Raw genomic sequence first — 13,843 nt, 5'->3', positions numbered from 1 at the left:
GCCCGGCAAGCGCCGGCCCCGGGGCGAATGGTCGCGTCGCCGCCGGCGGCCGCGGCCCGTGGGTTGCGGCTCGGCGGCCGCCCGTGCCAGGGTGCGTCGGTGAGCGCTCCCTCCGCCGCCGATCTCGAGCTCGCGTTCGTCGACCGCTTCTTCTGGTCGCAGGGGCGCGAGCCGTACCCGGTCCAGGAGCGGGCGATCACCGCGATCATCGGCGGCCAGAGCGTGCTGGTGACGGTGCCGACCGGCACCGGCAAGACGATGATGGCCAAGGCCGGCATCTTCGCGGCGCTCGCGCGCGGGCAGAAGGTGGTCTACACGACGCCGCTGCGGGCGCTGACCGAGGAGAAGTTCCGCGAGCTGTCGGTCGACTTCGGCGAGGAGCACGTCGGCTTCGCCACCGGCGACTACAAGATCAACCGCTCGGCGCCGATCCAGGTCGAGGTCGCCGAGATCCTGTGGAACCGGATCGTCGGTGAGAAGAACGTGTGCCCGGCCGATCTGGTGATCATGGACGAGGGCCACTACCTCAACGATCCCGAGCGCGGCTACGTCTGGGAGCAGTCGATCATCGGGCTCGATCCACGGTCGCAGCTGGTGGTGCTGTCGGCGACGGTCGGCCACCCCGAGCGCTTCTGTCACTGGGTCGAGCTGACGCGCAAGGTCAAGATGCTGTCGATCGACTCGCGCGAGCGCCGCATCCCGCTCGAGCACCAGTTCCGCGAGGAGCTGCTGATCGACGTGGTCAAGGGCCTGGCGCACTCGGGCGACGTGCCGGCGATCATCTTCTGCTTCGGCCGCGAGCTGTGCTTCGAGGTCGCGCGGCTGCTCAAGAGCTGCCGGCGGTTCACGACCGACGCCGAGAAGGACGAGATCGACAAGCGCTGCGACGCGGCGCTCCTGCCCAGCGGCGTCGCCAAGGAGCTGCGGCCGCTGCTGACCCACGGCATCGGCATCCACCACGCCGGGATCCTGCCGCGCTACAAGCAGCTGGTCGAGGAGCTGACCCTCGAGCGCAAGCTGCGGTTCGTCGTGTCGACCGAGACGATCGCCGCCGGGATCAACCTGCCGGCGCGCACGGTCGTCTTCCCGGCGCTGCGCAAGGTCATCAAGAAGGAGCCGCGGCTGGTGACCCCGGCCGAGTTCCACCAGATGGCGGGCCGGGCCGGGCGGCCGCAGTTCGACGATCGCGGCCTGGCGATCGCGCTGGCGCCCGAGCAGATCACCGTCGATCTGCGCAAGGAGCTCAAGCTGGCCGGTAAGCGCGGCGCGATCGACGAGGTCAAGATCAAGAAGACCGTCTACGGCCGGGCCAGGAACGACGCCCAGCGGACCGGCGAGCTGATCTGGACGCCCGAGAGCCACGCCGACCTCGTCAACGGCGAGCCGGCCGAGCTGCGCAGCAAGACCAAGATCACCGCCGAGCAGGTGCTGGCGATCGGCCTGCCCGATCTGACGACGCACCGCCTGCCGGGCCAGGTCGTGCCGGCCGACGCGCCGCCGCTCGAGCCGGTCGACGCGATCGAGGCGTCGCTGCCGCCGTCGATGCGGCTCAACGTCGTGACCGTGATCGATCACCTGCTGACCGACGAGCGCACCCGCAAGGAGCTGCACAAGACCCTGGCGATGCTGGTCGACAACCTGCGCGCGATCGGCGTGCTCGACCTTGCCGGGCGCCAGGTCGGCGGCCAGATGATCAAGGAGCTGCAGGGGATGGACGGGCTGTTCGTCTACTACCTGCTGCGCAACGAGCAGCTCGACTACGAGGACTACCGCGGCGTGGTCGAGCTCCTCGTCGATCACGACGCGGTCCAGCGCATCCTCGATCGCAAGGGCGACGACAAGAAGCGCGAGTGGTGCCGGACCCGGCTGCGCGAGCTGCGCGACGCCAACCCCCAGGCGGCGTGGGAGGACGCCGAGGCCGACTGGGATCGCGATCACCCGTACGTGCCGAGCCGGATGGAGGAGGCGCTGGGGCGGTTCTGCGCGCTCGTGCCGCACCCGGAGATCCACGGCGGCAAGAAGCAGAAGCGGATCTGGTCGATCATGGACGACGAGCAGCAGGGCTTCCTCGACTTCGTCCTGCGCGAGGGCCTCGAGCACGAGGAGGGCAGCCTGTTCTCGTACCTGGTGCGGTGCATGAACACCGCGCGCAAGCTGGGCGAGGCGTCGCAGCTCGAGCAGTTCACCGAGCTGTCCGAGCGCATCAAGGCCTGCCTGGGCCGCGTCGACGAGCGGTTCTGACGCGTCAGCCGGGCGCGGCGCCGGGCCCCGGCAGGTGCCGGGGCGATCGGCGGCCGCGGCCTTGACCGGCGCGGTCGCTCGAGGTCAGACCCCGACGGGGCCCGCGCCCGGGACGCGAACTCCAGGGCCTCGGACCCGCGCCCGACGAGATCGCGGAACGACGCGGGCATCCCGCGCGGCCCAGCGCTCATCCGATCAGGGGCGCAGGGCGCGGCGGCGGTCGCCCAGGTCGACCTCGCCGACGAAGGCCAGCCGGGCGGGGCCGCGCATGGCGACCTCGCTGTAGTCGGGGGCGACGGTGATCGCCAGCGGGCCGCCGGGCAGGTCGACCGCGATCGGGCGCCCGGTGGTCGCGCGGCCGGTGAGGCACGCGGCGACGGCGGTGGCGCAGGCGCCGGTGCCGCACGCGAGCGTGATGCCGCAGCCGCGCTCCCACACCCCGAGCGCGATCGCGTCGGGGCCGGTCAGCGCGGCGAACTCGGCGTTGGTCTTGTTCGGGAACGCGGCGTGGGTCTCGAGCGCCGGGCCGACCGCGCGGGCCAGGTCGTGCACGGTGCTGGCGTCGTCGACGAACACCACCGCGTGCGGGTTGCCCATCGACACCGCGGTGACCGCGGCGCTCGCCGGCGGGATCGCCGGGGATCGCGATCGGGCCGTCGATCCAGCGCTCGGCGGCGGGGCCGGTGGCGGGGATCTCGGCGCGGGTCAGGCGCGGGCGGCCCATCGCGACGGTGACCGTGTCGACCGTGCCGTCGACGCCGAGGTGGACGTCACAGGCCAGCGGCCCGGCGCCGGTGTCGACGATCAGCCGGTCGCCGAGCGCGGCGTCGGCGTCGCGCAGGAACTTGGCGACGCAGCGGATGCCGTTGCCGCACATCTCGGCCTCGCTGCCGTCGGCGTTGAGCACGCGCATCGTCGCGACCGCGCCGGCCGAGCGCGGCGCCGACAGCGCGAGCACGCCGTCGCCGCCGACGCCGAACTGGCGATCGCACAGCCAGCGCACGGTCGCGGGCTCCTGCAGCTCGGCGGCGACCGCCGGCGCCAGCGCGCGCAGATCGACGACCAGGAAGTCGTTGCCGAGGCCGTGCAGCTTGGTGAAGCCGACCCGGGCCATCGCGGTCACGGGGTGGTGGGCGCGGGCGCGGCGGGGGCCGCCGGCGCGGGCTTGTCGGCGGTGCCAGCGGCCGGATCGACCGGCGCGGCGGGGGGCTTGGCGGTGCCGGCCGCGGGCGCGGCGCCCGGCGGGGTGGCGACGATCGGCGGGACCGTCGCGGCCGAGCCCGCGGCGGGCGGGGTGGCCGTGCCCGTGGCGGGCGGGGTGGTCGGAGGAGTCGTCGGAGGAACGGTCGGGGCGGCCGATCCCGCGGCGGGGATCTCGGCCGGGACCTCAGCGCCGGTCGCGCCGGCGCCGGTCGCGCCGGTCGGCTCGACGGTGCCCAGGTCGACCGCGCCGGTCGAGGTGCCGACGCCGGCGTCGCCGACGACGTCCGGGGTGACGCCGCCGTCGGTGGTCTCGAACGCGCGGCGCTCGGCCTCGCGCGCGCGCTTGCGCTTGGCGGCCTCGCTGTTGGAGTACTTCTCGAGGGAGTCGCCGGCGTCGCGGCTGGCGATGAACGCCAGGACCATCGAGGTCAGCATGAACACGGAGGCGGCGGCGGCGGTGAGCCGGCGCAGGAACGTCGACGCGCCCGCGCCGCCGAACACCGAGCCAGCGTTGGACCCGCCGAACGCCCCGCCCATGCCGCCACCCTTGCCCTGCTGCAGCAGCACCGTGAGCATGAGGAACAAGCACACGACGACGTGCAGGATCGTGACCAGGGTCGACATAGAGGGGGACATTTAGCCCAACCCCCACAGGGGTGCAAGCTGCCAGTGCGGCTAGGATCTTGGTGGGGGCAACCCGGTCGCCGGGGTCCTGAAGATGGTCAGGCCGTCCGCGGGCGGGCAGCGGAGGCCCCCAAGGACGGCGTCGAGCATCGCCGCCGGGCTGAGCATGGCCCAGCGGAACCGCGGCGGCTCGAACGCGACGTCGAGGGTGTCGTCGACGGCGCGCAGGTAGCGCAGCAAGTACGGGAGGTTCAGCGTCGGTACGGGCGTGTTGGTGTAGGGCCGGCGGTAGTGCCGCACCACCGCCCAGCCGCGCGCGGTGGCCGCGGACACGAGGGCCGGCTGGGCCAGCAGGTGGCGGTGGTAGGGCTGGTGCAGGGTATGGCGCCAGCGCGCCGCCACCCCCAGATCGATGGCGGCCGCGTCTGGCGTGCCGATCGCCACCAGGCCGCCTGGTCGGGCCAGCTCCGGCGAAGGTGTCGAGCAGGGCCAGCGGATCGTCGACGTGCTCGATGACGTCCTGGGCCAGCACGCAGTCGTAGCGCCGCGCCAGGACCGCTGGGTCGCGGTGGTCGGCGTCGTAGGCGTCGTAGCCGTGGGCGTCGACGCCGCGCCGGCGGAGTTCGTCGACCACGAGGCCCCGGCCACAGCCGTAGTCGAGGACCTCGGCCCGGGCGTCGACGCCGGCCGCGCGCAGCCGGCGCCACAGGCGGCCGTGGAAGTAGCGCAGCACCCGCGACGGCCGCGCCCGGGCGAACGGGTAGTCGCGATAGTAGTGGTCGAGGTCGACCGGATCGCGCGCGTGGATCGATCGACACGCGGGGCACCGCCACAGCGCGAACGACTCGTGGGCGAACGCCCGCACGTTCGACGTGACGGTGGCGGTCTCGACGGGCGGCTCGGCGGCGCGGCACACGACGCACGGGGCGGTCATCGCGGGACAGCCTACGCGGCCGGGGCGGCCTGGCGTTGACAGCGGATGAGGTTCCTATATAACGGACGGCATGCGCACGCGCCTGTTCATCCCCGGCTGGGGCGGCTCCGGCCCCGATCACTGGCAGACCCGCTGGCAGGCCCAGCTGCGCGGGGCGCGCCGGGTCGAGCTGCCCGCGGTGTTCGCGCCCGAGCGCGATCCGTGGATCGAGGCGATCGATCGCGCGGTGGTGCGCGCGCTGGCCCAGACCGGCCAGCCGCCGGTGCTGATCGCGCACTCGCTCGGGTGCATCGCGGTGGCGGCGTGGGCCGAGGGGCACGCGCGCCCGATCGCCGGGGCCATGCTGGTCGCGCCGCCCGACTGCGAGCACGCGAGCGCGACGGCGGCGCTGCGCGGCTTCGCGCCGATGCCGCGGAGCCCGCTGCGGTTCCCGACGCTGGTGGTGACCTCCGACGACGATCCGTACATCGAGGCGGCCCGCGCGGTCGCGCTCGCGGCGGACTGGGGCGCGGAGTTCGAGGTGGTGCCCGGCGCCGGCCACATCAACGCCGCCTCGGGCCACGGCGACTGGCCCGAGGGGCTGGCGCTGCTGCGCCAGCTCGTGAGCCAGCGCGCGGCGTGAGGGCGGGGGCCGGGATCCCGGATCCGGGCGTCGGGGTGGGATTCGACGTCGGACTTCGGGATCAGGAACTCGGGATTCCGGCCGGGTGTCAGCCGATCGGGAGCTGGCGCTCCGGCCGGGTGTCTTCCGGCCGGGTGTCAGCCGATCGGGAGCTGGCGCCGTGGCGGCCGAGGCGCCGGTGTCAGCCGATCGGGAGCTGGCTCTTCCGGCCGGGTGTCAGCCGATCGGGAGCTGGCGCCGTGGCGGCCGAGGCGCCGGGTGTCAGCCGATCGGGAGCTGGCATCGGGAGCTGGCCCGGCGGCGCCGGGTGTCAGCCGATCGGGAGCTGGCGCCGTGGCGGCCGAGGCGCCGGGTGTCAGCCGATCGGGAGCTGGCATCGGGAGCTGGCGCGGCGGCGCCGGGTGTCAGCCGATCGGGAGCTGGCCCTTCCGGCCGGGTGTCAGCCGATCGGGAGCTGGCGCCGTGGCGGCCGAGGCGCCGGGTGTCAGCCGATCGGGAGCTGGCGCGGTGCCGGCCGAGGCGCGGGGTGTCCCGGCCGAGCGGCCGGGTGTCAGCCGATCGGGAGCTGGCGCCGTGGCGGCCGAGCCGTGGCGGCCCGAGCGGCCGGGTGTCAGCCGATCGGGAGCTGGCGCCGTGGCGGCCGAGCGGCCCGAGGATCTCGAACCCGTGGATGTCGACGCGGGGGCGTCCGCGGACGCGAAGGCGTCCGCGCCGAGCTTGCGGCGTCGCCCGGGCGACCGGTCGGGGCGGGTCACGGCAGGTGCAGCGGGCCGCCCCACCAGCCGGTCCCGTCGTACCGGGCCAGCAGCGCGCCGCCCCACGCGTAGAGGTGATCGGCGACCGCGCGCACGCGCGTGACCGGCAGCGCCTTGACCTCGACCACGCGATCGCCGTCGAGGCGCCACACCCCGGCCCGGCCGCCAGCGAGGTAGACGTGATCGCGCCAGCTCGCGATCGAGGTCCAGGCGCCGTCGGCGCGCCGGGCCAGCTCGGTCAGCGCGTGGCCGTCCCAGGCGTAGATGCCGCCCTCGGCGCCGGCGACGTAGGCGCGCCCGTCGCGGTGCCAGGTCACGCCGATCAGCGCCTCGTGCGCGCTGGTCTCGTGGGCGGCCCAGTCAGCGCCGTCGTAGCGCCACAGCGCACCGCGGGTGCCGACCGCGATCGCGCCGGCGACCTGGCCCGGGCCGGGCCCGGCGATCGCGCCGGCGTCGCCGGGGCCGTCGTCGTCGATCATCTCGACCGCGATGCGGCCGCGCCCGAGGCGCACGCGCCCGAGGACGCCAGGCCCGCACACCAGCAGATCGTCAGTGCCGGCGAGCCACAGATCGGCCAGGCCGCCGCGGGTGGGCAGGGCGTGGCGGCGCGCATCGTCGCCGACCCCGACCCGGAGCGCGCCGTCGGCGGTGACCGCGTACGGCGTCCCGGCGGCGTCGGTGGCGAGGGCGACGACCCAGTCGTTGTAGGTCCCGCGCGTCTCCCAGCGGATCGGTTCGCGATGGGACACCGCGGCCATCACCGTCGAGATCTCCTCGAGATCGCCGCCGCGTGGCCCGATCGTGACGGCGACGTGCAGCTCGTCGAGCCCGAGCCCGGCGACGCCGGCGATCGCGACCTCGAGCTCGTCGGTCGTCTCCGCGACCTCGTCGTCACGTGTCATCGTCGGTCCGACCGTACCAGGCTTCACCCCAGGCCTGGGCCGCCAGCGCGGTGGCGATGGCCGCCGGGACCGGCGCGGGCGGGATGGGCCACCACGTCCCCGCGTGCGAGGGCGTGCGCGCGCCGACGACCGCCGCGGTGACGCCCGGGGTGGCCAGGACCGCCGCGATCGCCAGCTCGGCGATCGTCGCGTGCACGAGCTCGGGGTGGCGCCGCAGCGGGCCCAGCACCGCGCGGCCGGCCTCGGTCGCGGTCGCGGCCGGCGGCGGGTTGCGCACGAACGCGGCCAGCGCGGCCAGCGCCGGCGGCAGCGCGGCCAGCCGGACCGGGGCCCAGGCCGCGCGCTCGTCGTGGGGGCGGAACTGGACGCCGGGCGCCAGCTCGCCGGCGAGCGCGCCCTCGGCCAGCGGCGCGCGCGCGATCACCGCGAGCCCGGCGGTGGCCGCGGCCGGCACGACGGTCGCGAGGGCGCGGCGATCGAACAGCGACACCGGAACGCCCACCGCGGCGACCCCAGCCTCGTGCGCGCGCGCCGCGGCGCCGACGTCGTCGACGCCGACGCCCCAGGCCAGGACGTCGCCGCGCTGCACCAGGCGCGCGAGCGTGCCGGCCAGCTCGGGCCAGCGGCGATCGTCGAGCCACGCGTCGCGCCAGCCGTCGAGCCACACCAGCGGCAGCGCCTCGAGCCGGCTCGCGCGCAGCGCGTCCTCGACCCGGGCCTGGACCTCGCCGACGATCGGCAGCCGGCCGCGGTCGCCGTCGACGCGCGTCGCCACGACGACCTGGTCGCGGGCCCGCAGCGCGCGCACCGCCGCGCCGACCAGGCGCTCGGACTCGCCCCAGCTCGGGCCGCACTCGACGAGCTGGCACCCGGCCTCGATCGCCGCGGCGATCGCGCGCTCGGCCAGGCGAGGATCGGTGTCGCGCAGGCCGGCGCGGTGGCCGCGGGTGCCCAGGCCGAGCGCGCTCACGGTCAGCCCGGTCGGGCCCAGGGATGGCATCGGCGGCTACTGTACGCCGCCGCGGGCTTGTCGCGGCGGTGGTCGCGCCGATACGCTCGCGACGATGTCAGCCAACGCCACGGGTCCGGTCGGCCTCTCGTTGCCGCGCGTCGATGGCGTGGCCAAGGTCACCGGCGCGGCCCGCTACCTCGACGATCTCGATCTGCCCGGCGCCTGGTACGGCGTGACCGTGCGCTCGACGATCCCGCACGGCACCTTCGACGGGCTCGACCTCGATCCCGCGTTCGACTGGAGCCAGGTGCGGGTCGTGACCGCCGATCAGCTCGCCTGGGGGGCGGGCCTGGCCGCCGGCGGCTTCGGCGAGAACTACATCGCCATGCTCGATCGCGATCAGCCGGCGCTGGTGCCGCCGGGCGGGCGGATCATGCACCCCGACGAGCCGCTGGCGCTGATCGCCGCGCCGACCAAGGCCCTGGCGATGGCGGCGCGGGCCCACGCCCGGCCGCGCCAGACCGCGCGGCCGCCGGTGCTCACGATCGACGACGCGCTCGCCGCGACGACCACGCTCTACGGCGACGACAACGTCTTCAAGCAGTTCCTGATCCGCAAGGGCCACGCCGCCGACGCCGAGCTCGACCAGGCGATGGCGTCGGCCGACCGCGTGATCGAGGCGACCTACCACACCGGCGCGCAGGAGCAGATGTACATCGAGCCCCAGGCGATCGCCGCCTGGCGCGACGGCGCGATCCACGTCGCCGGCTCGATGCAGTGCCCGTACTACGTGCACAAGGCGCTCAAGGTGCTGCTCGGGTGCGAGGCCGACGAGGTGGTCGTGGCCCAGACCGTCACCGGCGGCGGGTTCGGCGGCAAGGAGGAGTACCCGTCGATGCTCGCGGCGCACTGCGTGATGCTGACCACCGCGATCGGCGCGCCGGTCAAGATGGCGTACGAGCGCGACGAGGACATCGCCGCGACGACCAAGCGCCACCCGGCCCGGGTCCACCACCGGCTCGGCCTGCGCGCCGACGGCTCGATCGCCGCGATCGACGTCGACGTGGTCATGGACGGCGGCGCCTACCTGACGCTGTCGCCGGTGGTGCTGTCGCGCGGCGTCTTGCACGCGGCCGGGCCCTACCGCTGCGACGTCGTGCGCGTGCGCGGCCGCGTCGTCGCCACCAACCACCCGCCTCACGGCGCGTTCCGCGGCTTCGGCGCGCCCCAGACCACGTTCGCGTACGAGCGCCAGATCGACAAGGCCGCGCGCGCGGTCGGCGTGGCGCCCTGGGCCTACCGCGATCGGCACGCGCTGCGCGCCGGCGACACCACCGCCACCGGCCAGCTGCTCGAGGCCTCGGTCGGCACCGACGACATCATCCGCGCGATCGCCGCGACCGCTGGCGACGCGCCGGCCCGCGACGGCGTCAACGCGCACGGCGCGCCGGTCAAGCGGGGTCGCGGCTTCGCGTTCTACTTCCACGGCGCCGGCTTCACCGGTTCGGGCGAGCAGCGCCTGGCCGGGCGCGCCACGGTCGCGGCCCGGGCCGACGGCCGGTTCGAGGTGCGGGCCAGCTCGACGGACATGGGCCAGGGCGCGATCACGATCTTCACGCAGCTCGCGTCCGACGCGCTCGGCGTGCCCGCGGCGCAGGTGCTCGTGCCGGATCCTGCGACGGATCTCGTGCCGGACAGCGGGCCGACCGTCGCCAGCCGCACGTGCATGGTGGTCGGCGGCCTGGTCGAGCGGGCCGCGACCGCGCTGCGCGCGCGGATCGAGGCCTGGGCCGCGGGCGCTGGCGTCGAAGGTGACCTCGGCGCGCGGGCCGCCGCCATGATCGCGCGCGGCGTCGAGCTCGACCCCGCCCACGGCGGCATCGCCGAGACCGTGCAGTACCAGCCGCCGCCGGGCATCGTCTGGGACGACGCGACGTACACCGGCCAGGCCTACCCTTGCTACGGGTGGGCCGGGTGCCTCGTCGACGTCGAGGTCGACCTCGACACGCGCGAGGTGGCGCTGGTGCGGTGCGTGCACGCGGTCGACGTCGGCAAGGCCATCAACCCGGTGATCGTGGCCGGCCAGATCGAAGGTGGTACCGTCCAGGCGCTCGGCTGGGCGGTGCTCGAGAGCGTGCGCTACAAGAACGGCAAGGTCGCCAACCCCACCATGACCAACTGCATCGTGCCGACGTTCGCCGACGTGCCCGACCTCGAGACGATCATCGTCGAGTGCCCGTACCCGTTCGGCCCCCACGGGGCCAAGGGCGTCGGCGAGATCCCGATGGACGGCCCGGCCGCGGCCGTCGTCAACGCGCTGGCCGACGCGCTCGGCGTCGAGTTCGATCGCGTGCCGGTCCTGCCCGAGGACATCGCGGCCGCGCTGGCGGTGGCGTCGTGACCGCGCCGCTCTCGCTCACGGTCAACGGCGTGGTCCACGAGGTCGCGGCCTCGCCGTGGCGGCGCCTGCTCGACGTGCTGCGCGAGGACCTGCGCCTGACCGGCACCAAGGAGGGCTGCGGCGAGGGCGAGTGTGGCGCGTGCACGGTCCTGCTCGACGGCGTGCCGGTCTGTAGCTGCCTGGTGATCGCCGGGCAGGCCGACGGGCGCGCGGTCACCACCGTCGAGGGCCTGGCCGACGGACCGCTCCTGCACGCGGTCCAGCGCGAGCTGGTGGCCCGCGGCGGCGCGCAGTGCGGCATCTGCACGCCCGGCATCGCGGTGTGCGCCGCGGCGGTGGTCGACGCTGGCGCCGGCCGCGGCCCCGACGCGCGCGCCCAGGTGCGGCAGCTCCTGGCCGGCAACATCTGCCGTTGCACCGGCTACCAGCTGATCGTCGACGCGGTGTGCGCGGCGGCGGCGACGGTCGGGACGGGCGCAGCCTCAGTCGCAGTCTCGGACGCGCGCGGTCAAGGCGGTGGCGCGTGACCGCGAGCATCTATCGCTGCGCCGGCGACCCGCGGACCGTCGACGCGGCGTGCGCGGCGGCGGCCTCGGTCGAGCGCGCGGTCGCGGGCCTGGGCTCCGACTCGGACGCGTGCGGTCAAGGCGGTGGCGCGTGACCGCGTACCTGCGCCCGCGCGACGACCAGCACGCGCTCGAGCTGCGCGCCGCGCACCCCGACTACCTGGTCCTGGCCGGCGGCACTGATCTGCTGGTCAGCGCGCATCACAAGCGGGTGCCCGGCGGCGTGCTTGACGTGGCCGGGCGGTTCGACGGCGTCGCGCTGACCGACGACGGCGTGCGGATCGGCGCCGGCACCACCTGGCGGACGATCGCGACCTCGGCCGAGCTGGCCGCGGGCTGGTCGATCCTGCCGGCGGCGGCACAGGAGGTCGGGGCGCTGCAGATCCAGAACCGCGGCACGATCGGCGGCAACCTCGCGACGTCGTCGCCGGTCGGCGACGGCCTGCCGGTGCTGCTCGCGCTCGACGCGACCATCGAGCTGGCGTCGGTGCGCGGCGCGCGCGCGGTGCCGTACCGCGAGTTCTGCACCGGCTACCGCACCACCGCGCTCGGGGCCGACGAGCTGATCGTCGCGGTGACCGTGCCGCGGCCGGCCCCCGGCACCTACCTGGGCTGGCGCAAGGTCGGCACCCGGGCCGCGCAGTCGATCTCCAAGGTGATGGCCGCCGCCGCGATCACGATCGCCGACGATCGCATCGCCGCGGTCCGGTTCGGTGTCGGCGCGGTCGCGGATCGGCCGATCCGGGCGCTCGCCGCAGAGGCCGCGGCGCTCGGGCAGCCGGCGAACGCCGCCACCGCCGTCGCCGTCGCCGCCGCGGTGCGCGCGGCGATCAAGCCGATCGACGACGTGCGCTCGACCGCGATCTACCGGCTCGAGATCGCGGGGACGCTGCTGGCACGCTTCGTCGAGAACGCCGGGCGAGGGTAGGCCGGTGGCGTCCGACCAGCCGCCCGACGATCCGCCCGGGCCGCCGGCGAGGCTGGGTGCGCCCGCGCCGACCGGGGCGCAGTCGTCGGGCTCGGTCGACGTCGCGGCCCAGTCGTCGGGCTCGATCGACGTCGCGGTCGACGTCGCGGCGCCGTCGTCGGGGGCGATCGACGTCGCGATCGACGGGGCGGTCGGGGCGGTCGCGGCGGCGGCGGACGTGTCGGGGCCGACGGCGGACGCCATCCTGGTCGCGGTCGGCGCGTCGGGGCAGGCGTCGGGGCAGGCCTCGGGCCGGGCCGCCGGTCGTCGTCGGCGAGCGACCACCGCCTCGGTCATCACCGACCGCGTGGTCCAGGCCGCGGATCGCGTGGCCGAGCTGACCGATCGCGTCGGCGGCAAGATCGGTGACGTCGTCGGTGAGTCGCTGACGATCCTGCCGGGCGTGCCGCGGACCCGGCGCGGGCGCGTGCTCGCGCGCGGGGTCGTGGTCGGCTTCTGCCTCGTCTTCGCGTGGATCTCGGTGATCGTCGGACTGCAGCTGCGTGGCCGGCACCCGCCCGACTTTCGCCCCAACGCTGAGCGCATCTTCGTGCAGCTGCGCGACGGCGCGTTCGAGGAGGTCTACGACGCGTCGTCGGAGCGGTTCCAGGAGATCGTGCTCGAGGACACGTTCGTCGCCAAGATGACGGACCTCAACCAATCGTTGGGTCGGTTCCGCGAGGTCACGTCGGTGATCTCCACGGAGACCAACCGAGGCCCGGGCGGGCAGACCGGCCGGGTCGACGTGCGCCTGGCCTTCGATCGGGCGGCGACCCGCGGCAGCGTCAGTTTTCGGCGTGAGGCCGGGGCGTGGAAGCTGCTCGGCCTCTCGGTCGAGGTGCCCCCCGAACTCGCCAAGGTGGTCGGCTCGGCCGAGGCCCGGCGTGACCGGGTCGAGGGCAACCGGATCGAGCTGCGGGGCCTGGTCAACGACGTGATCACGCGCTCGTTCGATGGCGACGTCGACGCGGTCTACCAGGACGCCGCCGAGGGGTTCCGCGAGTCGATCACGCTCGAGGACTTCCAGCGGACCGAGCGCGAGCGCCACGCCGCCCTCGGCGCGTTCGTGCGCGTCCTCGACGTCACCTGGGCGCGGATCTCGCCGAACAAGACCTCGACCAGCGTCGACTGCCTCATCGAGTTCAAGAACTACACCGTCAAGGGTAGCTTCAAGTTCGTGAAGATCGACGGCGTCTGGCGCCTCGCGCTGTACACGCTGAAGATGCCGCTGCCGCGCGTCCCGGGCTGACGCCTCACCCGTTCCCGGGCTGACGCACCCCGGGCTGACGCCCCTCACCCGTTCCCGGGCTGACGCACCTCACCCGTTCCCGGGCTGACGCACCTCACCCGATCCCGGGCTGACGCACCTCACCCGTTCCCGGGCTGACGCACCTCACCCGCTCCTCGGGCTGACGCACCTCACCCGTTCCCGGGCTGACGCACCTCCCCCGTTCCTCGGGCTGACGCACCTCACCCGTTCCTCGGGCTGCACCTCACCCGTTCCTCGGGCTGACGCACCTCACCCGTTTCTCGACCGCCCCCGAGCTGACGCACTTCCCCGGGCTGACGCACCTCCCCGGGCTGCCGCACCTCACCCGTTCCCCGGGCTGACGCACCTCACCCGTTCGTCGACCGCCCCCGAGCTGACGCACTGCTTCCCGGGCTGACGCACCTCA

At 74.9% G+C, this 13,843-nt stretch carries 11 protein-coding genes and 3 pseudogenes; 7 read left to right on the top strand and 7 right to left on the bottom strand.

All coding sequences use genetic code 11. The features are described from left to right. The first annotated feature begins 99 nt into the window (after positions 1–99). Complete coding sequence (locus IPL61_09090) at positions 100–2,241, top strand: DEAD/DEAH box helicase (protein MBK9031474.1); 2,142 nt, start codon at positions 100–102, stop codon at positions 2,239–2,241. 195 nt (positions 2,242–2,436) lie between these two features. Here IPL61_09090 and IPL61_09085 read toward each other — a convergent pair whose 3' ends face one another. The 5 genes and pseudogenes from IPL61_09085 to IPL61_09065 form a co-directional block, all read right to left on the bottom strand. After that, a complete protein-coding gene (locus IPL61_09085) occupies positions 2,437–2,838 on the bottom strand; it encodes a hypothetical protein (GenBank protein ID MBK9031473.1) in 402 nt (133 codons plus the stop codon). Between the two features lie 109 nt (positions 2,839–2,947). After that, positions 2,948–3,355, bottom strand: a pseudogene (locus IPL61_09080) (diaminopimelate epimerase). Between the two features lie 479 nt (positions 3,356–3,834). After that, positions 3,835–4,068, bottom strand: a pseudogene (gene secG, locus IPL61_09075) (preprotein translocase subunit SecG). Between the two features lie 51 nt (positions 4,069–4,119). Continuing rightward, positions 4,120–4,470, bottom strand: a complete 351-nt coding sequence (locus IPL61_09070) for a hypothetical protein (protein ID MBK9031472.1) — start codon at positions 4,468–4,470, stop codon at positions 4,120–4,122. 67 nt (positions 4,471–4,537) lie between these two features. Further along, a pseudogene (locus tag IPL61_09065) lies at positions 4,538–5,002 on the bottom strand (class I SAM-dependent methyltransferase). A 70-nt stretch (positions 5,003–5,072) separates the two neighbouring features. Between IPL61_09065 and IPL61_09060 the strand changes: the two are divergent. Continuing rightward, positions 5,073–5,624 (top strand): alpha/beta hydrolase, encoded by a 552-nt coding sequence (locus IPL61_09060; GenBank protein ID MBK9031471.1) that lies wholly within the window; start codon positions 5,073–5,075, stop codon positions 5,622–5,624. A gap of 751 nt (positions 5,625–6,375) precedes the next feature. Here IPL61_09060 and IPL61_09055 read toward each other — a convergent pair. Beyond that, positions 6,376–7,281, bottom strand: a complete 906-nt coding sequence (locus IPL61_09055) for a hypothetical protein (GenBank protein MBK9031470.1) — start codon at positions 7,279–7,281, stop codon at positions 6,376–6,378. Next, a complete protein-coding gene (locus tag IPL61_09050) occupies positions 7,271–8,281 on the bottom strand; it encodes an aldo/keto reductase (GenBank protein MBK9031469.1) in 1,011 nt (336 codons plus the stop codon). Before IPL61_09050 ends, IPL61_09055 begins: the two co-directional genes overlap by 11 nt. 64 nt (positions 8,282–8,345) lie before the next feature. Between IPL61_09050 and IPL61_09045 the strand changes: the two genes are divergently transcribed. The 5 genes from IPL61_09045 to IPL61_09025 are packed head-to-tail and all read left to right on the top strand — an operon-like array spanning position 8,346 to position 13,416. Continuing rightward, complete coding sequence (locus IPL61_09045; protein MBK9031468.1) at positions 8,346–10,634, top strand: xanthine dehydrogenase family protein; 2,289 nt, start codon at positions 8,346–8,348, stop codon at positions 10,632–10,634. Then, a complete protein-coding gene (locus IPL61_09040) occupies positions 10,631–11,161 on the top strand; it encodes a (2Fe-2S)-binding protein (protein ID MBK9031467.1) in 531 nt (176 codons plus the stop codon). The genes IPL61_09045 and IPL61_09040 overlap by 4 nt, the downstream gene beginning before the upstream one ends. Then, positions 11,158–11,295 carry a hypothetical protein gene (locus tag IPL61_09035; GenBank protein ID MBK9031466.1) on the top strand — a complete coding sequence of 46 codons (138 nt, stop codon included), beginning with the start codon at positions 11,158–11,160 and terminating at the stop codon, positions 11,293–11,295. The genes IPL61_09040 and IPL61_09035 overlap by 4 nt, the downstream gene beginning before the upstream one ends. Continuing rightward, positions 11,292–12,128: an FAD binding domain-containing protein gene (locus tag IPL61_09030; GenBank protein MBK9031465.1), complete on the top strand. Its 837-nt coding sequence runs from the start codon at positions 11,292–11,294 to the stop codon at positions 12,126–12,128. The genes IPL61_09035 and IPL61_09030 overlap by 4 nt, the downstream gene beginning before the upstream one ends. A gap of 4 nt (positions 12,129–12,132) precedes the next feature. Continuing rightward, entirely contained in the window at positions 12,133–13,416 is a 1,284-nt protein-coding gene (locus IPL61_09025) for a hypothetical protein (GenBank protein ID MBK9031464.1), read from the top strand. Positions 13,417–13,843: the final 427 nt, after the last annotated feature.

The sequence above is a fragment of the Myxococcales bacterium genome, from assembly GCA_016717005.1.
GTDB lineage: Bacteria > Myxococcota_A > Polyangia > Haliangiales > Haliangiaceae > UBA2376.
The sequence above is the reverse complement of the archived record's forward strand: the minus strand, read 5'-3'. Positions and strand labels throughout refer to the sequence as shown.

Coding starts and splice junctions, on each gene's coding strand:
- IPL61_09050 (MBK9031469.1), bottom strand. CDS start 8,281: ATGCCATCCCTGGGCCCGACCGGGCTGACCGTGAGCGCGCTCGGCCTG.
- IPL61_09060 (MBK9031471.1), top strand. CDS start 5,073: ATGCGCACGCGCCTGTTCATCCCCGGCTGGGGCGGCTCCGGCCCCGAT.
- IPL61_09045 (MBK9031468.1), top strand. CDS start 8,346: ATGTCAGCCAACGCCACGGGTCCGGTCGGCCTCTCGTTGCCGCGCGTC.
- IPL61_09085 (MBK9031473.1), bottom strand. CDS start 2,838: ATGGGCAACCCGCACGCGGTGGTGTTCGTCGACGACGCCAGCACCGTG.
- IPL61_09055 (MBK9031470.1), bottom strand. CDS start 7,281: ATGACACGTGACGACGAGGTCGCGGAGACGACCGACGAGCTCGAGGTC.